Source organism: Bradyrhizobium sp. SMVTL-02 (assembly GCF_051853005.1).
GTDB lineage: Bacteria > Pseudomonadota > Alphaproteobacteria > Rhizobiales > Xanthobacteraceae > Bradyrhizobium.
This window is the reverse complement of the sequence record NZ_CP182469.1, coordinates 7,484,233-7,502,545: the sequence shown is the minus strand read 5'-3', so window position 1 is coordinate 7,502,545 and position 18,313 is coordinate 7,484,233. Positions and strand designations below refer to the sequence as shown.

Genomic DNA, 18,313 nt, shown 5'->3' with positions numbered 1-18,313 from the left:
CGGATCGGCAATCCGGAGCAGTTACGGCGTCTCGAACGCCGGCCAGCACCCGTCTTCTTCATGCCTGCCGGTGCGCTGTTGGCAGGTGTTGTCGAGCAACCGCTGCGCCACGTCCTTCCAGACCGCGTTCTCGCCATACAATCGGACTGCATCGGCCTTCTGGATTTCCACGGTCCTCTCGCAGCGACGGCATGAGATGCGCAGAACATGGCGTTGAATCTCGGAAAGAAGTCGCTGCCGCTTCTGGGCTCCGGTCCCGTCGGCGCGAGGGTCTTTCAGGACCGATTCCCAATATTCCGCCGGGAGTGGCGCATCCGAAGCCGCCGTGGAAGGGCCCGGTCTACGGGCAGCTTCAGCGGCCAGTTTTTCCATCTGTTTCGGGGTCGGCATACGCCAGCTCGCGGGTCGATCGGTCATTCCGAATTAGAACATAACAAGAACAAATGTCGAGTCCGCTCGGACCCTCATTCGTGAAAAAATCATCCCTTGGAAGGGAGCGCGATGTCGGAACCAAGCCAGGTCGTTCGTCTTGAATCCGGCATTAGTAATGGAGTTCCCCCGCGATGGCCCCCCGCGCTAACTGGAAAGGCTTCCTGCGTCTTTCCCTCGTCACCTGTCCGGTAGCGCTCTATCCGGCCACGTCGGAATCCGAAAAGGTCTCCTTCAACCAGCTCAACCGGAAGACCGGCCACCGCATCAAGTACGCCAAGGTGGACGCTGATACCGGTGAGGAGGTCGACAACGAAGACATCGTCAAGGGCTATAAGGTCGACACCGACACATTCATCGAGGTGACGAAGGAGGAACTCGAGAACGTCGCGCTGGAATCGACGCGAACGATCGAGATCGACGAGTTCGTCGACCGCAGCGAGATTGATCCCCGCTATCTGATCCGCCCTTACTACCTGACTCCGGATGGCAAAGTCGGGCACGACGCCTTCGCCGTTATCCGCGAAACCATCCGCGAAATGAACAAGGTCGCAATCGGTCGCGTGGTGCTGACCAATCGCGAGCACATCATCGCGCTGGAGCCGCTCGACAAGGGGCTGATGGGGACCTTGCTGCGCTACCCCTACGAAGTCCGCTCCGCGGAGGAATATTTCGACGATATCCAGGATGTCAAAGTCACCAAGGACATGCTTGATCTCGCCAAGCACATCGTCAATCAGAAGGCGGGCCACTTCGAGCCGGACAAGTTCGAAGACCAGTACGAAACCGCTCTCATCGATCTCATCAACCAGAAGCGCGCCGGCAAACCCATCACCGCGAAGGCGCGTCCCCGCGGCGAGAACGTCGTCGACCTGATGGACGCGCTACGCAAGAGCATCGGAAGTGAAGGGGCGGCCGCGACCGAGGCACCCAGGAAGCTAGGCAAAAAGCCACGCAAGGCGGCGGCCGGGCAGAAGGAAATGCTGATGCCGATCGCAGGCAAGAAGCCGGCGAAAGAGGCCGCGGCGAAGAAGCCGGCGGCAAAGCCGCAGCGGAAGTCAGCCTAGCGTGTCCCGAAGCAACCAGTGATGCCAGACGGCCGTTACTTCGTCGTCCGCGGCAGGGAGCGATATGGCTGCGCTGAAAAAGACTTCAAGGAGATCGATGTTGAGCGCGGGCATTCTCGCCTACCGCAAGGGCGCTCGCGGGCTCGAGGTTCTGCTCGTTCATCCCGGCGGTCCGTTCTGGCGTAAGAAGGATGATGGCGCCTGGTCCATTCCAAAGGGCGAAATCGATGCCAATGATGCTCCGGAGCAGGTCGCGCGGCGCGAGTTTGCCGAAGAACTCGGTGCGAGCGCTTCGATTGGTCCACTCCAGCCGCTGGGGGAGGTCCGACAGCGAGGAGGGAAGCGCGTTATCGCATTCGCCGGAGAAGGCCATTTTGACCCGGCGACGCTTTCCAGCAATACCTTCGATATCGAATGGCCGCCCCGAAGCGGTCGACGGCAGAGCTTTCCCGAAGTCGACCGCGCGGAATGGTTCAATGTCGATTTCGCGCGGACCAAGATGCTGTCCGGACAGGTAGAGCTTCTCGATCGTCTTTTGGCGATCGCGGTTGAGAGCGCCGGGAAATGATCTTCAGGATTGGAATCATTCGGACACGCATGGTCTGTTGAGGCCCGAGGCGGAACGAGGCCTGGCGGGTGTCGATCACATCATTAATGCCGGCGACATCGGGCGCCCCGAGATCGTAGACGCGCTTCGCCGGATCGCGCCTGTCACGGCCATCCGTGGAAACGTGGACAGTGGCGAGTGGGCCCGCGAATACCCCGACACGAAACTCGTGCGCCTGGCGGGAAAGTCGATCTACGTTCTGCACGACCTAAAGACACTGCAGGTCGATCTTGGCGCCGGCATCGACGTCATTGTCTCCGGGCATTCCCACGTGCCGAAGATCGACACGGTCGGTGGCGTTCTCTACCTGAATCCCGGAAGCGCGGGACCGCGGCGCTTCAGGCTGCCGATCACGCTTGCGACGATCGAAGTCACGCCTGACGGTATGCGACCGAAAATCCACGACCTGGGAGGCGACTGAGTGCCATCGGGGAAGGAATTCACTCAGGAGGAGGCGAGCGCGTCAATCGTTCCGTTTGCCGGGTTACGCTCGGAGGGAAGCGCTATTTGCGCGGACGTTCTGGCTCGCGCACGACATCCTTAGCCCGCTTGTCGGACCTGAGCCCGAGGTAGACGGGCTGGCGCAGTTCGCCCTTACTCGTCCACTCCGCGAACTTGACCTCGGCAACGAGCGAGGGCCTGACCCAGGTCGTGGCGGCCTCGTCCTTCACTTTGGCAGGGAAGGGTGATTTCGGGGTCGTCAGCTTTACGAGCTTGGCGTGCAGGTCTCCCAGCACCTTGTGGGTGAAGCCCGTGCCGACATGTCCGATATAGCGCCATGTGTTGTCTTCCCGTACGGCGAGGACCAGGGCGCCGAAGAACGGCCTGGTGCGCCTGGGCGCTGTGAAACCCGCGATCACCACTTCCTGCCGCTTTGCTGTCTTGATCTTCAGCCAATCCGCCGTCCGGCTTCCGGACGCATACGCGCTGTCGGCGCGCTTCGCCATGATGCCTTCCAGCCCCTTCCGCTCGGCCTCGGCGAAGAATTTCGTGCCGCTTGTTTTGCGGTGACGGCTGAAGGCGATCAGCCGGTGGCTCGGCAGGATCGCTTTCAGCCGCTCCTTGCGCTCGAGAAGAGGCCGTTTGCGCAAGTCAACTGCGTCCTGAAACATGAGATCGAAGGCGCAATACAGGAGCTTCGCTTCATGGCGCAGCGCGTTTTGAAGCAGCTGGAAATGCGAGACGCCGTCCTTTCCGATCGCGACGAGCTCGCCGTCGATCACGGCGTCGCCCTTCAGGCCCTCCAGCGCTTTGGCGACCTCCATATAGCTGCGGCTGATGATCTTGCCGTTGCGGCTGTAGAGCGCAACCTTGCCCCGCCGGATTTCCGCGACCATCCGGAAGCCATCGTACTTATCCTCGAAAATCCAGCTGGGGTCGTCGAACGGCGCGTCTGTGAGCGTAGCGAGCATCGGCTGTAAGCGCTTGGGCAGGGTCGACGTCCGGCTCATTCAAGGGCCAATCCTTCAGAGCGCGTTGCGTAATGCATGGACGTCCTTCAAGAATGAGGGAACGCTCAAAGCCATGTCATGTTCCGTCAGACGCCCCGGCAACTCCCAGAGTGCGCGACGCTGACTCTCGAATGGAAGGGCTGATCAGACCGATGGCCAGAAAACTGAAGACCTATCAGACTTCGCTGGGCTTCTTCGATCTGGCGATCGCCGCGCCATCTATGAAGGCGGCTCTGGAAGCGTGGGGCGCAGACAGCAATCTCTTCCACCAAGACGCTGCGAAGGAGAGCCAGGATCCGGATGTTATCGCCGTGACCATGGCGAAACCTGGCGTTGTTCTCAAGCGCCCGGTTGGGACCGAGCGGTCTTTCAAGGAGCATGCTGAGCTGCCCACCGATCTGGGAGGCGGCGCATCAAGGAAAACCGCCCGCAAGCCGAAAGGCCCGAAGGCGAAGAAGCCTTCCGCTCGCAAGGTCGACAAGGCTGCGGAGCGGAAGGCCGCTCTGGCCTGCGAGCGGGAGCAGACGCGCCGCGATGCTGAACGGGCGAAGGAGGAGGCCGCCAGGGAGAAAGAGCGTGAACGCCGTCAGCAGGCGGTCAACAAGGCGCAGGCTGCGTTGGACAAAGCCGTGCAGGAGCACGCGAAACGGTCCGCGGCCATCCAGGCCGAGGTCGAGGCTCTCGACAAGAGGTCGCGGGCCGAAGAAGCTCGGTGGGATAAGGAGAAGGCCCGATTGGAAACTGCGCTGCGGCGCGCGCGGGGTTAAATTGCCGCCTCGAAAGCTACGGCGGTTCCGATTTGACTCGACACTGGAACCAAGCGGGTGTCTACTTAGACATCACCGCCAGACACTTGGCTCCTATCGGTGACCGAGAGACCGGTTGCGCTCCCGCCCCTCTGAACGCGGAGAAGCGTCATGCAGCGACGACGGTCGACACCTCACACATTCGCAGAACGGCTCGCAGCAGAAAAGATACGCATCGAAAAACGGGCGGAGACACTTCCGCCCGGCGCAGCCAGGCAGGAGTTGCTTCAAAAGATCGAGCAAATCGAGACGGCCTCCCGCATCGACAAATGGCTGTCGTCGCCCGGCTTGCAGCCGCCGAGGTGATGTCCGATGAAAGACATCCAAGAGTATCTCGAAAAACTTCAGGTCCAGACTGCGGAATGCGAAATGATCCGCGACCTGGCGACCGAACCGAAGAAGCGTGAGCTGTTCACCCGGTTGGCGGAGCACTTCAAAACACTCGCTACGGAATTGGAGCGGGCAAAGTTCAGTCGGGACGATGCCCCTCCAGGTCGCGAAAAGCAGGCGCCGCTTTCCGACGAAAACGACGTCCTAGAGTGTTCGGGCTTCACGGGTAATCATACCTCGTACCCGCCGCCGCATCGTTGAGCTTGGCGCGGTCGCGCCGATCCTCCGGAGCGAGCTCCATGACGGCGCGGTGCAGTTCGGCGGGAATTGTGAGCAGGCTATCCAGGGGCTTGTCGGCCCACTGCCAGAAGCGATCGAATGCATCCATCACAGGTCCTCCCGCAGGCCCCGGAAGAACGGGTGCCGGACCTTTCCCTCCGCTGATTTCGCGCGATACTCGATCTCGGCGAGCAGCTTTGGTTCGACCCAGATGCCCCTATGGGCGATCCGCTTCGTGTACGGCTGCGTCTTCCGGATCAGGGGTTTAAGCCGCTTCTGCAGATCGGCTGCCGAGACCTTGTCGAAGCCATGGTCGACCTTGCCGGCGTAGACCAGATCGTCGCCCTTGCGCCGGCCGACATAGAGGCCATCCCACTTCGTGCCATCGAGTGCGAAACCAGCAATGGTCAGCGTCTCCCGCTGCACGCAGGTCTTCTTGACCCAGTCGTTCGTGCGTCCCTTGGGATAGGTACTGTCCCGCACCTTCGAGACGACGCCTTCGAGGCCGAGCTTGCAGGCGTGCGCGAACATCTCGCGGCCGTCGATCTCGAAACTTTCACTGAACTGGATGTCGGTGCCGTTCAGGATATTCTTGAGCTCGGCCTTGCGCTGAAAGAGCGGTAGCTTCCGGATATCACGGCCATTCAGATAGAGCAGATCGAACGCCACGAGCACGATGCTTGTTGACTTGCCCTTGAGCTCGTTCTGCAGGACCGAGAAATCGGTCGTGCCGTCGACGGCCGGTACCACGATTTCGCCGTCCACCACGGCCGAGGTCGCCTTGATCTGCCAGGCGTCATGGGCAACCTTCTTGAAGCGGTGCGTCCAATCGTGGCCGCGGCGGGTGAAGATCGTCGCCGCTTCGTTGGCCAGGTGGACCTGAACACGGTAGCCGTCGAATTTGATTTCGTGAATCCAGCGAGCCCCTGACGGCACCTTGTCGATCGAGGATGCCAGGGCGGGCTCGATGAAGCCGGGCAGGGGCGCCTTGAGGCCCATCGCCTCGGGCTTTTTACGCTGAAACGCCACTGAAGAACTCCACGCTACAGCCGATTCAAATTGGCACAGTTCGAATCGTTCCGGAACCTCAGAATCCCATTCGCGTTGCTTGGATGTCGCAACAGGAGGCACCCATGGCGGTAAGGAAGAAGACGAAGACGGCGCGCGGACGAAACCAAGACCGGGCGCGGGTGGCCGGCGGGCAGGACTATGAAGTGCAGTACGAGGCAAAGAAGACCAAAAAGTCGGCATCAGCCGTGAAAAGGGCCGTCAAAAAGGTCGGCAATGCGCGCAAGCGAGTGGAGAAGAAGCTGGGCGGCCGTTGAATTGGGAAAGCCGGGCTGGCGTTGAGGCTCGGCACCAGCCCTTCTAGTCTGCGGGGCATTCCGGGCAGGTATCACCGATCGAGTTCAGCACGTCGTGGACCTCGGCCGCCGCTGCATCAGGGGAGACGCCTGCAGGCGGGTCTCCACGGGCGATATCAAAGGCCCGCTCACGCGCGTGCGGATCGGCGCGATCTTGCATCCAGCCGTGTTCTTCGCACTCGCGGATGGCGCCCGCTTCCTGGAGCACCTGGATAGCCCATCCGCGCAGCGTCCGTATCGCTTGCCTTCGTTCACGCGTCATTAGCATTGATGTAGCTCCTGATACGACGAATCCTTAGGTCCGTCATTCGTTCCGCCTGCTAACACAAGGCTGGGATTCGCAACGACGAGAGATCTAGGTGAGACCGCGAACTGCCCGCTTTGGCCTTTCCGGCTGTTCGCTTGGGCGCGTGCGGCTCCGCCGCACCGGGCTCTCGTGAACCGAGCCGCTTTGCGTCTCGGCCTGCGGCTTCGATCCCTCGCGCAACACGGCAGAGCTCCTCGCCGGGGGCACTCGGGAAAGGGGCTCGCCTTCGGCGATCGCTATCACTGCCCCGTTCCCGGGTGCCGCTGTTAACCGGTCTCGTCGCTGCACTCGGACCCGCGTGCCCCTTCGGGTCGCTATGCTCACGCTCTCCGGGTGCCATTTCAGTGGGGCGAGGCGATGCGCGTTCGCGCACTCCTGGTCGGGGCCTGCGGCCCTAGGCAGTCAAGGCCACATCCTATGAAGAAATGGGACGTGAGGTCGGTCGCTCCATAGATTGTCGCATTCTCTCTTGCGAGCGAGCGGCGGGGTGTCACGCGCCGTCGTTTCCGCGAAAGAGGCTGAGAGTAAGAGAGCTGAATGGGTCTGCCGTGACGGGTTACAGGCTGCGAGAGAGGCTCGCGGCGCCGTCGCGGAGACCCGCGATGTCCAGACACTATCCTCGGGCGCGTATCGGTGAGGACCGGGCAAGCCTTTATGATGAAATCACCAACAAGATCATCGGCGAACTTGAGGCCGGCCGAGTGCCATGGGTGCAGCCTTGGGGCACCGCCGCGAACGTGTCCTTGGCCATGCCGAAAAGCGCCGCGACCGGCCGCCAATACAGCGGCATCAATATTTTGATCCTCTGGGGGGCGGCCACAGAACACGCATTCACAGGTCAGAGCTGCGTCACAAGCAAGCCGAGACCGAGATTCTTCAGACAGTCATTGCCGATCAAAAAGCAGCTGAACAGTTTGGCACTTTGCATTCGGGTGAAAAGCCATCAGCTCGAGACATTTTCGAAGACGTCTTTGCAGAACTGCCGCCGCACCTGCGCCGCCAACGTCAGCAGCTCGGGGTGTGATGTATGCCGCAGATGACGATGATCGAGGCGATCCGTAGCGGTCTCGACCTCGCGATGGCTAAAGATGAAAATGTGATCGTCTACGGAGAGGACGTCGGCTATTTCGGCGGCGTCTTCCGTTGCACCCAAGGGCTGCAGAAGAAATATGGCAAGAATCGCTGTTTCGACGCTCCAATCAGCGAACTCGGTATTGTCGGTACGGCAGTCGGCATGGCCGCGTACGGGTTGCGTCCATGCATAGAAATTCAATTCGCTGATTACATGTATCCTGCATATGATCAGATCGTTTCTGAAGCAGCTCGACTGCGGCACCGTTCGGCGGGCGATTTCACCTGCCCACTTGTGATACGCATGCCAACGGGTGGCGGAATTTTTGGAGCCCAGACCCACAGCCAGAGCCCGGAAGCGCTCTTCACGCATGTGGCCGGGCTTAAAACTGTTGTTCCTTCCAATCCCTATGATGCCAAGGGTCTCTTGATGGCGGCGATTGAAGATCCAGATCCTGTGATCTTCCTCGAGCCCAAGCGGCTCTACAACGGCCCGTTCGATGGCCATCATGAACGACCTGTAACCTCCTGGGCGAAACACGAATTCGGCGAGGTGCCGGACGGCCACTATACAGTTCCGCTCGGCAAAGCCGCAGTTCGACGAATAGGCGCCGCAGTCACCGTTCTCGCCTACGGGACAATGGTGCATGTTGCTCTCGCGGCCGCTGAGGAAACAGGCGTCGACGCCGAGGTCCTCGACTTGCGTACGCTCATGCCTCTCGACCTCGAAGCCGTGGAAATATCTGTCCGCAAAACGGGACGGTGTGTGGTAGTTCATGAAGCAACGTTGACCTCCGGCTTTGGAGCCGAGATTGCCTCAATCGTCCAGGAGGCCTGCTTCTACCATCTTGAAGCACCAATAGCGCGTGTGACAGGTTATGACACGCCCTATCCTCATGCGCACGAGTGGACGTATTTTCCGGGGCCGGCACGTGTGGGAGAGGCCCTCCTGTCAACGGTGGGAGAGAGGTGATGACTGAGCTCACAGTCAAACTCCCTGACGTGGGTGAGGGCATTGCCGAAGCCGAGCTCGTTGAATTGCATGTTAAAGTCGGAGACGTTGTCCGCGAGGACGATGTTCTTGCCGCGGTCATGACCGACAAGGCTACGGTCGAGATACCCTCTCCATACGGTGGTATCGTTCAGTGGGTCGGGGCGGGCATAGGCGATAAGATTGCGGTCGGTTCGGACCTCATTCGCTTGGGGACCCAGACGCAGTTCGCTTCTGGGATAGACATGCCACCGGCGTCTCAGACCATCGCAATAGCGGCGACGAATTCGTCGCCTGAAAGCCACCGAGCTCATAAAGACCCGACCAAGCCGTTGCAGCAGCTTCGTGTGATTCCCGTCGGCGATGGTCCATCAGGGCTGGTGGTGGCGAACGGTCGGCCGCTGGCGGCGCCTTCGGTCCGCCAGCATGCCCGCGATCTCGGCATCGATCTAGGACTAGTTTCGGGCTCAGGTCCCGGCGGGCGCATCCTTTACAAAGACGTCCAACGACATGCATCGCGTGGTTCTGATGACGATCGTCGTCTGGAGCGGACTGAAATCAAGGAGATAAAGGTCGTAGGGCTTCGGCGGAAGATCGCCGAAAGAATGACGCTCTCCAATTCGCGTATTCCCCATATCACGATCGTCGAAGAGGTGGACGTAACGGCAATCGAGGAGCTCCGAGCCTCTCTGAACAAGAAGAAGCAGGACGTCGCTCGACTTACCTTTTTGCCCTTTCTGATGCGCGCAATGGTCAAGGCACTCGGCATCCAGCCTCAGCTCAACGTTCTGTTCGATGATGACGCTGGAATCATTCGTCAACATGCCGCGATCAACATTGGTATTGCGCAGCATGGGTATGAAATCGAGCTGGCACGCCATGGCGCCGCTTCCGGACGGCGAGGGCACTTCAAAGTCGGCGCGCTGAAGATACCCCTTCTCGATCGCTGCTTGCAGGAGCCGGCCTAAGCCGGGGCTCTTCGAGGCATTGGGCAGAGCCGCTGGGTCAAGGCGCCGGCGAAGCGCCAATTCCAAGACGGTGTAGCCGCCAAGTTCAGCGAGCGCGGTGAACTCGTATACAAACCACGAATAGACGAAGGCATTCCGCGCGGTGTCGAACTCACGCCGTATCTCGTCCGGCACTGCATTCCGATAGCTGGATCGGCTCGACCATCGCATGCAGATCCGCCACCGACATCGGGCGGGTCCCGCTCGCATCCGCCAGATTGCGGAAACGGATGTCGGGCTCGTGTATCGATGAAATGGATTTGAGCATGCTCGGTCCATCGGCACGTTGCGGCGGCGCCGCCCATTGGAATCGGCCGCCATCCGGCGCAGAATATCCCAATGTCCATTGAAGCGGAAATCGAAGCCCATGTTGCCGCGATCACGGAGGCGTACCGGGAAACCATCACGGGGCCCGACGCGCAGATCGAGGGCGGCTCGCGCCTGTGGGGCCAGTTTGAGGACGCCGTTGCCGCGTGGAGGGCAAAGCCGTCCCCGCAACGGGTCCTCGCCATCATCGAACGGGTCAACGAATTGACGGTCGCGGGCCTGTTCATCAAAGACGATTCGATCGTGAAGCTTGAGTACGAGCCACGGCAGGCGGGGCTTGAAGGGCGTATCGACTTCCGCCTCGGCCTCGATATGGGGAAAGCGGCCCATGCCGAAGTGAAGACGGTCCAGCCGCAGACCGATGACAGCGACGAAAACTGGGAGAAATACGAGGAGCGCCGCGAACACTTTACGCCGGGCACGAACCTCATCGTCCAAAAAAGATGGATGGGCGCGCAGCTTTTTGGGCGGTCTTTCTCAGCCCGGGCTGCCTTCATGCGCTACACGTTGGAGTTCGAGGAAAAGCTTGAAGCGGTTCAGGCCGCGTCGCCCGGATCGGGCTGCCTGATCTTCTGCGGAAACGGTATCGATTGGCATCCATCGCACCTCGAAGACTTCGCCGACTTCTACCGCACGGGCAAGCACCGCCCGGACGATTCCTTCGGGGATATGGAACGTCATCACATGCAGCAGAACAACATCACGCTGCGCCGGAATATCCATTCCTTCGGCTGCCTGACCCGAGGGCATAGTGATCTTCAGCCCAGCCACTGGATAGTCCCTGTTCGAGGGCCGCGCATTCCCTGGTCGTAACTCTGGCATGGCAAGGCCGTGAGGCTAGCTATCGAGTCGCCCGAGGTACCGCGCCGCGCCGAGGCGTATCGGGGGCAGCAGCATCCGTTGATTGCAGGGTGACCGCGCGGCATCATTGGACGGCAAGAGCGGTTCAAATCTGGGAGGCGGATCGGCGCCCGCGCGGCAGCCTGCCTCCCGCATACGGGCGAACGCCGTCTCGCGTGTCATGGTCGCGATCTCCGGGGGCCTCAGGTCACACATCATCTCCAGCGGCGTCGCCCAGGCCTGCGCGCGGATCGGTGCGGGCATGCCCATTCGGGCAAGGAAGCCGTCGAATCTGCGCAGGCCGAGCGCCGTTTGCCTCTGAAGCTCGCGCTCGGACATGCGCGATGCGGCGTCATTTACAAAGGTGAACGATACCCACGAAGCCTCTGATGTAGCCGTGGAAGTTGAGCGCCAAGTCACCTTCACGAACGAAAAGTGGACGTATCTGGTGCGGTTTCTGGTGCGGTGGTCGCGCTGGGGGCAACGAAGAGCGAGTAAGATAATATATATTGATGTTCTTGGTGGGCCCGGCAGGACTCGAACCTGCAACCAGACCGTTATGAGCGGCCGGCTCTAACCATTGAGCTACAGGCCCCGCCTCAAGTCGGCTGCCGCAAGGGAGCTATCGCCGAAAGTTGGTGACGGAGGGAATCGGAAAGGCGGCATATCGTGGGGGTGCTTGACGTCTCCACTTCTCCACCGAAGGAGCGATATGCCGTGTCCAAAGATAACATCATCAAGCTGATTCAGCCAGGAAACGTCGCCGATCAACTCACAGAAGTCTTGCGCAACGGGGCACGTGCCCTTCTGGCCCAGGCGGTCGAGGCCGAGGTCGAGGACTTTCTCGGCAAGCATGCCGATTTGAAGACCGCGGACGGCCACCAGCGCGTCGTCCGCCACGGTCACCTGCCGGAACGCGAGGTGATGACTGGTATCGGTCCGGTCGCTGTCCGCCAGCCACGCGTGCGTGATAGCGAGGCGGACGCCACCGATCCCGACCGCATCCGGTTCTCTCCGTCGATCCTGCCACCCTACATGCGCCGTTCGAAGTCGATCGAGACGCTGCTGCCGATCCTTTACCTGAAGGGTGTCTCGACTGGCGACTTCTCGGAGGCGCTGGCTGCGCTGCTCGGCAAGGATGCTGCCGGGTTGTCGGCCTCCGCAATCGGTCGCCTGACGGATGGCTGGCTCGACGAGCACTCCGCGTGGCAGAAGCGCGATCTGTCGGCGAAGCGCTACGTTTACATCTGGGCCGATGGCATCCATCTGGAGGCGCGGCTCGAGGACGAAAAGCAGTGCATCCTCGTGCTGATCGGTGCGACGCGGGAAGGCCGCAAGGAACTGGTCGGCTTCAACGATGGTGCCCGCGAGAGCGCGCACGACTGGCGCGATCTGCCGCTCGATCTGAAGCGGCGCGGGCTCGACGTGCCGCCGCGGCTCGTCATATGGCGCACTCGGCTTCTGGAAACCCGCCGGCGAGGTCTGGCCGAAAACGCGCGAGCAGCGCTGCTGGGTGCACAAGACTGCAAACGTGCTCACCAAGCTGCCGAAGAGCCAGCAGCCGAAAGCCAAGCGCGTTGCAGGAGATCTGGATGGCTGAAACGAAGGTCGCCGCCGAGTTGGCGTTCGACGCTTTCATCGAGAGCTACGCGCTGAAATACGAGAAGGCGGCCGACTGCCTGAGCAAGGATCGAGACATGCTGCTTGCCTTCTACGACTTCCCGGCCGAGCACTGGAAACACTTGCGGACGACGGATGAGATGGACAAGCGATTTTTCATGACCGAGATGACGATTGCAGAAATCGCGTACGTCCATTCTTTTGTTCGGCTGCGCCGCATGCCATTCTTCCGTCCCGGCCACCGATCTCGCAGCCGCCGCGCGCAGGGGCGGTCAAGGCTGGCCGCGTTTGCGGCCACCGCAAGGTTTGGCCTTGACCGGCCCGAGCACGCCGGCATGCTGGCGTGGAACGGGACTGCATTCCTGGCTGGTACTTGCCGTCACGCGGGATTATCCTCGGCGGGCGCGGGCGACCTCGTGGTGAAGCGTGGCGCCTCGGCTCCTAGCGCCACCAGGCTGCCCTATTTTGTCCTGCCGAGCTGAGGCGCCCGCGCGCCGAGTTTTGGCCGACGTGGTTTCCATTGCGTCACCAAGCGCTCGTAGCTTTGCTCTGCCTGGGCGGCAATCAACATCTCGCGGTCGCGCAATGCCTTGATGTTGTAGGCATACGCTGGCCCACGCCGGCTGCCTTTCTGTTGCGGATGTCCGGCTTGAAGCTGCATCGCGCGCGGTCTTGATGGCGACCAGTGCCGGGCGCGCCCACAGGTAATCCTCGCCCTTCGTCAATAAATGCCAGCAAAGCACGGTGAGCTTCCGGGCCACGCCACCGCGGCGATCTGATGGCCGCGCTGGGCGCGGATGCGCACGAAAAACGCATGCAGCGGACCGGGCGCCTTGGCCGCTGCCCAGGCCGCCTCGACCAGCATGGCGCGCGCGTGACTGCGGCCGATCTTGCTGATGCGGCCGTGATGGGCGGCGCCCAGTCCGGACTGCCGCACCCGCGGGTTCAGCCCGAAATAGCTCACCAGCTTCTGCGGGCTGTTGAACCGGCTGATGTCGCCGATCGCCGCCATGATGCCGGCGGCGACCGCCAAGTTGACGCCGGTGATCGTCATCAATCTGTTGACCGCGGAATCGTCGATGGCGTCCTGCGCGATCTCGCGGTCGAGCAGGGCCAGATCTTCCGCCAGCCGGTCAAGCTCACGGACGTGCCGATCGATCGCCGCGCGCTCATCGTCCGGCAACGGTTGAGCGGCCAACCACGACCGGCCGCGGAAGTTGAAAAGATCGGCATGCGGGCACTTCGGGATCAGGTGCGCGTGCAGGATCGAATGCACCTCGTTCTTGAGCCGCGTGCGATGCCGCACGACCTGGTAGCGCCGCGCCACCAGCCCACGCTTGCGTTCCGTCTCCGTGTCAGGCGTCCAGATCTGCGGCAGGTACCCGGCCGCCTGCAGACTGGCGAGCGTGTCGGCATCGATCTTGTCGGTCTTGACGTGAGCCTGGGCGATCGCCTTCACCTGCAGCGGATTGGCGATAATCACCCGTGCAACGAACGGCGTCAGAACCCGCCGACACCGCCATGCTGTTGGCGGTCGCTTCGACCACCACCTCATCACTGGCCAGCAGGGTCTTGCCAAATCCCTCCAACGCAGTCCGCGTCATATCAATGCGGCCCGCATGTCGGAGCCTGCCATCCTCCCAAACCACCACCTCCCCGTAAGTTCGGTGGACGTCGATGCCAATCACCCGTCGCATTCGCACCTCCTGCCAATCAGAACACACATGACGGGAGCTACGGGCGACACGACAACTACGGATTCGCGCTCTCAGCGCAACCGGGCGAGTCGCAGAGGCGGCCAGCTACTAACTCGAGCTCGCGGCTCATCGTATGCATCGGCCTGCCCGCACCTTCGTGCTCACGGTGCCTCTGTCTCGATGGTCGCACCATACGCTACGATCTTGAATATCGCAGCGGAACATCGGCACCGAGACATCTCATACCGGTTACCAACCCCATCGAAAGCACCTTCGCCGCCGAGCGCCACGCACCATCCGATCGAAGGGTTGTCTGTCGAACGGCACCGCGCTCGCCATGGTCTTCAAACTGGTCGAGGGCGCACAGAAAAGCTGGTGCCGTCGCGATGGCCACAACCAGTTGCCAAAACTCGTTCTTGGTGTGACATTCAACGATGGGATCGAGGTCATCGCCAGTCGACCGACCGTCAGCCCATAACCGCCGCCGCCTGACCAGCCCCGCCGTCACCAAAATTTGGCGATAGCTCCCGCGAGGCTGGCCAGTAGCGGTGCGGGGATCGCTTACGGCGAGGCTGGCATTCTGGCAATGCCACAGGTTAGACCCAGCTAGCGACCCTGCTTGTCATACCGCCAAGCGAAGGCTCCCTTGCAATAAAAGCTTCTTTGCATGCAGCTCCATGGAAATTCAGGAGTCAGCGATACAAGGAATTTCAGCCTCGACGATTTGACGAGGGCGCGCCAAAAAAGAACAAATAATCTCGCCCCGAAACTGATATCCGGTCGCTTTCTGGTCCGCGTCGGCGTGCGCTAGCGCAACCGACCGCCCTCGTGTGCTCGCATTGACGGTTTTGGGTAGCACAAGCAACTTTTATCGCCATAAATTTGATAGGCCAGACCCATGCGACGCGACCAGGGACAGAGAAATGGCGAAGAACAAATCGAAGAGAGGCCCGCCGCGTCCAAGGATTCAGACAGAAGCAAAATACCCTTCGCCCAGCGCTTGACCTGTACGATAGACGACGCTTGCGAAGCAACTGGCTTGGGTCGCACCAAAATTTACGAATTGATTGGGGCAGGACAACTCCATACCAGGAGTGTCGGACGTCGCCGATTGGTGCTCGTGAGGTCCCTCTACGAACTGCTCGAGAGCGAGCCTTGGAATCCGCGTTGAAGACGATGGCTAGCAAACCGCTCCTTTCGGATGGGTTCGGCTTGCTTAACTGACGATTGGCGATTGAATTTCCGAGCTGGCTGAGCATCCTTCGGCTCCTGCGCGAAAACCCCCGTTCCCCATACCGGCGTCCTCGAAAATCCGATTCTGGTTCGTCCATTCGCCGCCTTTTCCCCGCACAGCCAATGAGGCAACCCCACGACTTCCTGAGAGTACATACGACTGGTGGGGCGGATGGTGGGGCGGTGACGAAACAATTGGAAATTTCCGCAGAAAAAGTAAGGCGCGACTGGCATCACCACAGTCGCGCCCTACGTCGCCGGCTTATGGGGCAGGGGGGAATAGCCGGCTGCAGAGACGACTCCTGACCGCCGGAGTCGTTCCAGACTATTGCGGATTTTTTTGCATGGGCCCCCGAGCTTTTCGCACACGGTTAAGTGATCGTGACCGTCGAGAACCCCCGGTCCTTGGCTTGCGTTCTTCCCTTGATCGCCATGGGGCGAGGGATTGACAGCCATGTCACAGTTTCAAAAGTTACAGTTTCAAAAGGTATTTTTGAGCGCCGCCGCGATTGCCGCAACGCTTGGCGCCGTGCAGTTCGCCTCCGGTCACGATCTGGCCGACCGCTGGCAGGCGGTCGCCGACAAGTCTGACAAGCCGAGCCACAACGTCAATCGGGCCGGCAAGACCGACCGGCTCGGCGACATCAAGCAGGCAGCGGTTGCCACCCGCACTGTGTCGATGCGGCTGAACGACCTGGCCGATACCTCGGTGCTGCTGCGGGTCCCGGCGGTGATCGAGACCGGCAACGCCAAGCCGCCGGCGTTGCTGAACCAGGACCAGAAGAAGCAGGGCCGCAGCAACAAGCCGACGATTGCCTGCGAGCCGATGGTCAGCTCCCTGACCGAGGTCGCCAAGCTGCTCCAGCCCGGCCGCTGCGTGACCTGATCGCCCATCGTCCATGGGCAGCGTCGCTTCCGCCGCCGGCGGGGGTAACCGCTTCACGTCCTCTTGATCCGCCCTCTCATCGCGCTATATCCGGGCTTTCCTTTGATTGACCGGGTAAACGCATGACGACGTCAGATACGGCTGTGCACACGCAGCCATTCCAGGCCGAGGTTTCCGAGCTTCTGCACCTCATGGTGCATTCCGTCTATTCGGAGACCGACATCTTCCTGCGCGAGCTCGTCTCCAACGCCTCGGATGCCTGCGACAAGCTGCGCTACGAGGCGATCGCCAGCCCGGCGCTGCTGGGCGAGGGCGACGCGCTCAAGATCCGCATCATCCCGAACAAGGCGGCCGGAACGCTCACGATCGCCGACAACGGCATCGGCATGGAGCGGCAGGAGCTGATCGACCATCTCGGCACCATCGCCCGTTCCGGCACCAAGGCCTTCGTGTCGAAGCTGAAGGAGGCCAAGGACGGTCTCGGCCTGATTGGCCAGTTCGGCGTCGGCTTCTATTCCGCTTTCATGGTCGCCGACAGGATCCTCGTCATCAGCCGCCGCGCGGGCGAGAGCGACGTCTGGACCTGGACGTCGTCCGGCGGCTCCGGCTTCGAGATCGCACGCGCCAGCGAGGAGGACGCCGCGCGCGTCGTGCGCGGCACCGAGATCGTCCTGCACCTCAAGGACGACGCCAAGAAATACCTGCAGACCTACGAGATCGAGCGCATCGTCGGCGCCTATTCCGACAACATCCTCTTCCCCATCGAGCTGGTCCCCGAAGAGGGCGAGCCGCGGCAGATCAACTCGGCGAGCGCGCTGTGGCAGCGCGCGAAATCCGAGCTCACGGCGGAGGATTACAAGAAGGCCTATCAGCAGATCGCCTCGGCCTTCGACGATCCCGCGATGACGCTGCACTACCGTGCCGAGGGCCGCTACTCCTACGCGGTGCTGTTGTTTGCGCCGTCGACCAAGCCGTTCGACCTGTTCGAGCCGAACCGCAAGGGCCGCGTCAAGCTCTATGTCCGCCGCGTCTTCATCACCGATGATGCCGATCTCTTGCCGGGGTACCTGCGCTTCATCCGTGGCGTCGTCGACAGCGAGGATCTGCCGCTCAACATCTCGCGCGAGATGCTCCAGAACAATCCGCAGCTGGCGCAGATCCGCAAAGCCGTGGCGACCCGCGTCGTGTCCGAGCTGGAAAGCCTCGCCGACAAGGATGCCGAGAACTTCGCCAAGATCTGGGACGCCTTCGGCGCGGTGATGAAGGAAGGCATCTACGAGGATTTCGAGCGTCGCGAAAAGCTGCTGGCGCTGTCGCGCTTCACCACCACGTCGGGCGAGAAGCGGTCGCTGAAACAGGTCGTCGCCGATTTCAAGCCGAACCAGACCGAGATCTATTATCTCGTCGGCGACAGCATCGAGCGCCTCAAGTCCAACCCACGGCTCGAGGCCGCGACCGCCCGCGGCATCGAGGTGCTGCTGCTGTCGGATCCCGTCGACGCCTTCTGGACTTCGATGCCGACCGAGTTCGAGGGCAAGCCGCTGAAGTCGCTGAGCCAGGGCGATCTCAATCTCGACCTGATCCCGCGCCTCGACGACAAGGACGAGGCGAAGAAGGACGAGCCCGTTGCCGATGAAGCGGCCACCATCGCCGTGATCAAGGCCGCGCTCGGCGAGCGCGTCAGCGACGTCAAGGCTTCGACGCGCCTCACCAGCTCGGCCTCCTGCCTCGTCGCGGACAGCCAGGGCCCGAGCCGCGAGCTCGAGCGCATCCTGTCGCAGCAGAACCGCGGCATGCGCACCAAGCCGGTGCTCGAGATCAATCTGCGCCATCCGATGGTGGGCGCGATCACCAGGGCCCAGGCCGGCTCCAAAGTCGTCGACGATCTCAGCCTGCTGCTGCTCGAGCAGGCGCAGATCCTGGACGGCGAGTTGCCGGAAGATCCGGCGGCGTTTGCGGCGAGGCTGAACCGGCTGGTGCTGCGGGGGCTCGGCTAGCTTC

18 protein-coding genes, 1 tRNA gene and 6 pseudogenes are annotated in these 18,313 nt (G+C 61.6%); 16 read left to right on the top strand and 9 right to left on the bottom strand.

Annotated features, from left to right (window positions below; translation table 11 throughout):
- Positions 1 to 21: 21 nt before the first annotated feature.
- Positions 22 to 417, bottom strand: a complete 396-nt coding sequence (locus ACNJYB_RS35990; protein ID WP_439371374.1) for a hypothetical protein — start codon at positions 415 to 417, stop codon at positions 22 to 24.
- A 146-nt stretch (positions 418 to 563) separates the two neighbouring features.
- Between ACNJYB_RS35990 and ACNJYB_RS35985 the strand changes: the two genes are divergently transcribed.
- The 3 genes and pseudogenes from ACNJYB_RS35985 (at position 564) to ACNJYB_RS35975 (ending at position 2,524) form a co-directional block, all read left to right on the top strand.
- On the top strand, positions 564 to 1,496 hold the full coding sequence (locus ACNJYB_RS35985; protein WP_439371373.1) for a Ku protein: 933 nt from the start codon (positions 564 to 566) through the stop codon (positions 1,494 to 1,496).
- A 64-nt stretch (positions 1,497 to 1,560) separates the two neighbouring features.
- On the top strand, positions 1,561 to 2,064 hold the full coding sequence (locus ACNJYB_RS35980) for an NUDIX domain-containing protein (RefSeq protein ID WP_439371372.1): 504 nt from the start codon (positions 1,561 to 1,563) through the stop codon (positions 2,062 to 2,064).
- Positions 2,061 to 2,524 (top strand): annotated as a pseudogene (locus ACNJYB_RS35975) (metallophosphoesterase family protein). Before ACNJYB_RS35980 ends, ACNJYB_RS35975 begins: the two are co-directional and overlap by 4 nt.
- A gap of 82 nt (positions 2,525 to 2,606) precedes the next feature.
- Here ACNJYB_RS35975 and ligD (ACNJYB_RS35970) read toward each other — a convergent pair.
- Positions 2,607 to 3,554, bottom strand: coding sequence for a non-homologous end-joining DNA ligase (gene ligD / locus ACNJYB_RS35970; protein ID WP_439371371.1), 948 nt, complete (start codon positions 3,552 to 3,554; stop codon positions 2,607 to 2,609).
- 152 nt (positions 3,555 to 3,706) lie between these two features.
- Here ligD (ACNJYB_RS35970) and ACNJYB_RS35965 point away from each other — a divergent pair, with 152 nt between their 5' ends.
- Complete coding sequence (locus ACNJYB_RS35965) at positions 3,707 to 4,321, top strand: cell envelope biogenesis protein TolA (RefSeq protein ID WP_439375725.1); 615 nt, start codon at positions 3,707 to 3,709, stop codon at positions 4,319 to 4,321.
- 351 nt (positions 4,322 to 4,672) lie between these two features.
- The gene (locus ACNJYB_RS35960; protein ID WP_439371370.1) at positions 4,673 to 4,951 is read left to right on the top strand and encodes a hypothetical protein; all 279 of its coding nucleotides are present in this window, start codon (positions 4,673 to 4,675) and stop codon (positions 4,949 to 4,951) included.
- On the opposite strand, the gene ACNJYB_RS35955 is transcribed toward ACNJYB_RS35960, so the two are convergent.
- Positions 4,911 to 5,078 (bottom strand): hypothetical protein, encoded by a 168-nt coding sequence (locus ACNJYB_RS35955; RefSeq protein WP_439371369.1) that lies wholly within the window; start codon positions 5,076 to 5,078, stop codon positions 4,911 to 4,913. The two genes, ACNJYB_RS35960 and ACNJYB_RS35955, sit on opposite strands and share 41 nt — an antisense overlap.
- A complete protein-coding gene (ligD, locus tag ACNJYB_RS35950) occupies positions 5,078 to 5,998 on the bottom strand; it encodes a non-homologous end-joining DNA ligase (protein WP_439371368.1) in 921 nt (306 codons plus the stop codon). The genes ACNJYB_RS35955 and ligD (ACNJYB_RS35950) overlap by 1 nt, the downstream gene beginning before the upstream one ends.
- A 104-nt stretch (positions 5,999 to 6,102) precedes the next feature.
- On the opposite strand from ligD (ACNJYB_RS35950), the gene ACNJYB_RS35945 reads away from it, so the two are divergent.
- A complete protein-coding gene (locus tag ACNJYB_RS35945; RefSeq protein WP_439371367.1) occupies positions 6,103 to 6,294 on the top strand; it encodes a DUF3606 domain-containing protein in 192 nt (63 codons plus the stop codon).
- A gap of 43 nt (positions 6,295 to 6,337) precedes the next feature.
- Here the strand turns inward: ACNJYB_RS35945 and ACNJYB_RS35940 are convergent, their stop codons facing one another.
- Positions 6,338 to 6,601, bottom strand: a complete 264-nt coding sequence (locus ACNJYB_RS35940) for a hypothetical protein (RefSeq protein WP_439371366.1) — start codon at positions 6,599 to 6,601, stop codon at positions 6,338 to 6,340.
- 641 nt (positions 6,602 to 7,242) lie between these two features.
- On the opposite strand from ACNJYB_RS35940, the pseudogene ACNJYB_RS35935 reads away from it, so the two are divergent.
- The 4 genes and pseudogenes from ACNJYB_RS35935 to ACNJYB_RS35920 all read left to right on the top strand — a co-directional run.
- Positions 7,243 to 7,536: pseudogene (locus ACNJYB_RS35935) on the top strand (ArdC-like ssDNA-binding domain-containing protein); the annotation flags it as partial.
- A pseudogene (locus ACNJYB_RS35930) lies at positions 7,479 to 7,664 on the top strand (3-methyl-2-oxobutanoate dehydrogenase (2-methylpropanoyl-transferring) subunit alpha); the annotation flags it as partial. The pseudogenes ACNJYB_RS35935 and ACNJYB_RS35930, both read left to right, overlap by 58 nt.
- 3 nt (positions 7,665 to 7,667) lie before the next feature.
- The gene (locus ACNJYB_RS35925; protein ID WP_439371365.1) at positions 7,668 to 8,684 is read left to right on the top strand and encodes an alpha-ketoacid dehydrogenase subunit beta; all 1,017 of its coding nucleotides are present in this window, start codon (positions 7,668 to 7,670) and stop codon (positions 8,682 to 8,684) included.
- A complete protein-coding gene (locus ACNJYB_RS35920; RefSeq protein ID WP_439371364.1) occupies positions 8,684 to 9,670 on the top strand; it encodes a dihydrolipoamide acetyltransferase family protein in 987 nt (328 codons plus the stop codon). The genes ACNJYB_RS35925 and ACNJYB_RS35920 overlap by 1 nt, the downstream gene beginning before the upstream one ends.
- Before the next feature lie 151 nt (positions 9,671 to 9,821).
- Here ACNJYB_RS35920 and ACNJYB_RS35915 read toward each other — a convergent pair whose 3' ends face one another.
- Positions 9,822 to 9,977, bottom strand: coding sequence for a hypothetical protein (locus tag ACNJYB_RS35915; protein ID WP_439371363.1), 156 nt, complete (start codon positions 9,975 to 9,977; stop codon positions 9,822 to 9,824).
- Positions 9,978 to 10,048: 71 nt separating this feature from the next.
- On the opposite strand from ACNJYB_RS35915, the gene ACNJYB_RS35910 reads away from it, so the two are divergent.
- Positions 10,049 to 10,849, top strand: a complete 801-nt coding sequence (locus ACNJYB_RS35910) for a hypothetical protein (RefSeq protein ID WP_439371362.1) — start codon at positions 10,049 to 10,051, stop codon at positions 10,847 to 10,849.
- Between the two features lie 24 nt (positions 10,850 to 10,873).
- Here ACNJYB_RS35910 and ACNJYB_RS35905 read toward each other — a convergent pair whose 3' ends face one another.
- Both ACNJYB_RS35905 and ACNJYB_RS35900 read right to left on the bottom strand, forming a co-directional pair.
- The gene (locus ACNJYB_RS35905; RefSeq protein ID WP_439371361.1) at positions 10,874 to 11,215 is read right to left on the bottom strand and encodes a hypothetical protein; all 342 of its coding nucleotides are present in this window, start codon (positions 11,213 to 11,215) and stop codon (positions 10,874 to 10,876) included.
- 180 nt (positions 11,216 to 11,395) lie between these two features.
- Positions 11,396 to 11,471: transfer RNA gene (locus ACNJYB_RS35900), tRNA-Ile, on the bottom strand.
- A 122-nt stretch (positions 11,472 to 11,593) separates the two neighbouring features.
- Here ACNJYB_RS35900 and ACNJYB_RS35895 point away from each other — a divergent pair.
- Positions 11,594 to 12,651: pseudogene (locus ACNJYB_RS35895) on the top strand (IS256 family transposase); the annotation flags it as partial.
- Positions 12,652 to 12,956: 305 nt separating this feature from the next.
- Here the strand turns inward: ACNJYB_RS35895 and ACNJYB_RS35890 are convergent.
- Positions 12,957 to 14,175: pseudogene (locus tag ACNJYB_RS35890) on the bottom strand (IS110 family transposase).
- 269 nt (positions 14,176 to 14,444) lie between these two features.
- Here ACNJYB_RS35890 and ACNJYB_RS35885 point away from each other — a divergent pair.
- The 4 genes and pseudogenes from ACNJYB_RS35885 to htpG form a co-directional block, all read left to right on the top strand.
- Positions 14,445 to 14,685, top strand: a pseudogene (locus ACNJYB_RS35885) (IS256 family transposase); the annotation flags it as partial.
- 406 nt (positions 14,686 to 15,091) lie between these two features.
- The gene (locus ACNJYB_RS35880) at positions 15,092 to 15,364 is read left to right on the top strand and encodes a helix-turn-helix domain-containing protein (RefSeq protein WP_439371360.1); all 273 of its coding nucleotides are present in this window, start codon (positions 15,092 to 15,094) and stop codon (positions 15,362 to 15,364) included.
- A gap of 516 nt (positions 15,365 to 15,880) precedes the next feature.
- Positions 15,881 to 16,312: a hypothetical protein gene (locus tag ACNJYB_RS35875; RefSeq protein WP_439371359.1), complete on the top strand. Its 432-nt coding sequence runs from the start codon at positions 15,881 to 15,883 to the stop codon at positions 16,310 to 16,312.
- A 122-nt stretch (positions 16,313 to 16,434) separates the two neighbouring features.
- Positions 16,435 to 18,309 (top strand): molecular chaperone HtpG, encoded by a 1,875-nt coding sequence (gene htpG / locus ACNJYB_RS35870; protein ID WP_439371358.1) that lies wholly within the window; start codon positions 16,435 to 16,437, stop codon positions 18,307 to 18,309.
- The last annotated feature ends 4 nt before the right edge of the window (positions 18,310 to 18,313 follow it).

What these genes read in the sequence shown, in the direction of transcription:
- ACNJYB_RS35945 (WP_439371367.1), top strand. Translation starts at nt 6,103, where the DNA reads ATGGCGGTAAGGAAGAAGACGAAGACGGCGCGCGGACGAAACCAAGAC.
- ACNJYB_RS35985 (WP_439371373.1), top strand. Translation starts at nt 564, where the DNA reads ATGGCCCCCCGCGCTAACTGGAAAGGCTTCCTGCGTCTTTCCCTCGTC.
- ACNJYB_RS35875 (WP_439371359.1), top strand. Translation starts at nt 15,881, where the DNA reads ATGTCACAGTTTCAAAAGTTACAGTTTCAAAAGGTATTTTTGAGCGCC.
- ACNJYB_RS35880 (WP_439371360.1), top strand. Translation starts at nt 15,092, where the DNA reads ATGCGACGCGACCAGGGACAGAGAAATGGCGAAGAACAAATCGAAGAG.
- htpG (WP_439371358.1), top strand. Translation starts at nt 16,435, where the DNA reads ATGACGACGTCAGATACGGCTGTGCACACGCAGCCATTCCAGGCCGAG.
- ACNJYB_RS35990 (WP_439371374.1), bottom strand. Translation starts at nt 417, where the DNA reads ATGACCGATCGACCCGCGAGCTGGCGTATGCCGACCCCGAAACAGATG.
- ACNJYB_RS35965 (WP_439375725.1), top strand. Translation starts at nt 3,707, where the DNA reads ATGGCCAGAAAACTGAAGACCTATCAGACTTCGCTGGGCTTCTTCGAT.
- ACNJYB_RS35915 (WP_439371363.1), bottom strand. Translation starts at nt 9,977, where the DNA reads ATGCTCAAATCCATTTCATCGATACACGAGCCCGACATCCGTTTCCGC.
- ACNJYB_RS35955 (WP_439371369.1), bottom strand. Translation starts at nt 5,078, where the DNA reads ATGGATGCATTCGATCGCTTCTGGCAGTGGGCCGACAAGCCCCTGGAT.
- ACNJYB_RS35960 (WP_439371370.1), top strand. Translation starts at nt 4,673, where the DNA reads ATGAAAGACATCCAAGAGTATCTCGAAAAACTTCAGGTCCAGACTGCG.
- ACNJYB_RS35920 (WP_439371364.1), top strand. Translation starts at nt 8,684, where the DNA reads ATGACTGAGCTCACAGTCAAACTCCCTGACGTGGGTGAGGGCATTGCC.
- ACNJYB_RS35905 (WP_439371361.1), bottom strand. Translation starts at nt 11,215, where the DNA reads ATGTCCGAGCGCGAGCTTCAGAGGCAAACGGCGCTCGGCCTGCGCAGA.
- ACNJYB_RS35910 (WP_439371362.1), top strand. Translation starts at nt 10,049, where the DNA reads ATGTCCATTGAAGCGGAAATCGAAGCCCATGTTGCCGCGATCACGGAG.
- ACNJYB_RS35925 (WP_439371365.1), top strand. Translation starts at nt 7,668, where the DNA reads ATGCCGCAGATGACGATGATCGAGGCGATCCGTAGCGGTCTCGACCTC.
- ligD (WP_439371371.1), bottom strand. Translation starts at nt 3,554, where the DNA reads ATGAGCCGGACGTCGACCCTGCCCAAGCGCTTACAGCCGATGCTCGCT.
- ACNJYB_RS35940 (WP_439371366.1), bottom strand. Translation starts at nt 6,601, where the DNA reads ATGCTAATGACGCGTGAACGAAGGCAAGCGATACGGACGCTGCGCGGA.
- ACNJYB_RS35980 (WP_439371372.1), top strand. Translation starts at nt 1,561, where the DNA reads ATGGCTGCGCTGAAAAAGACTTCAAGGAGATCGATGTTGAGCGCGGGC.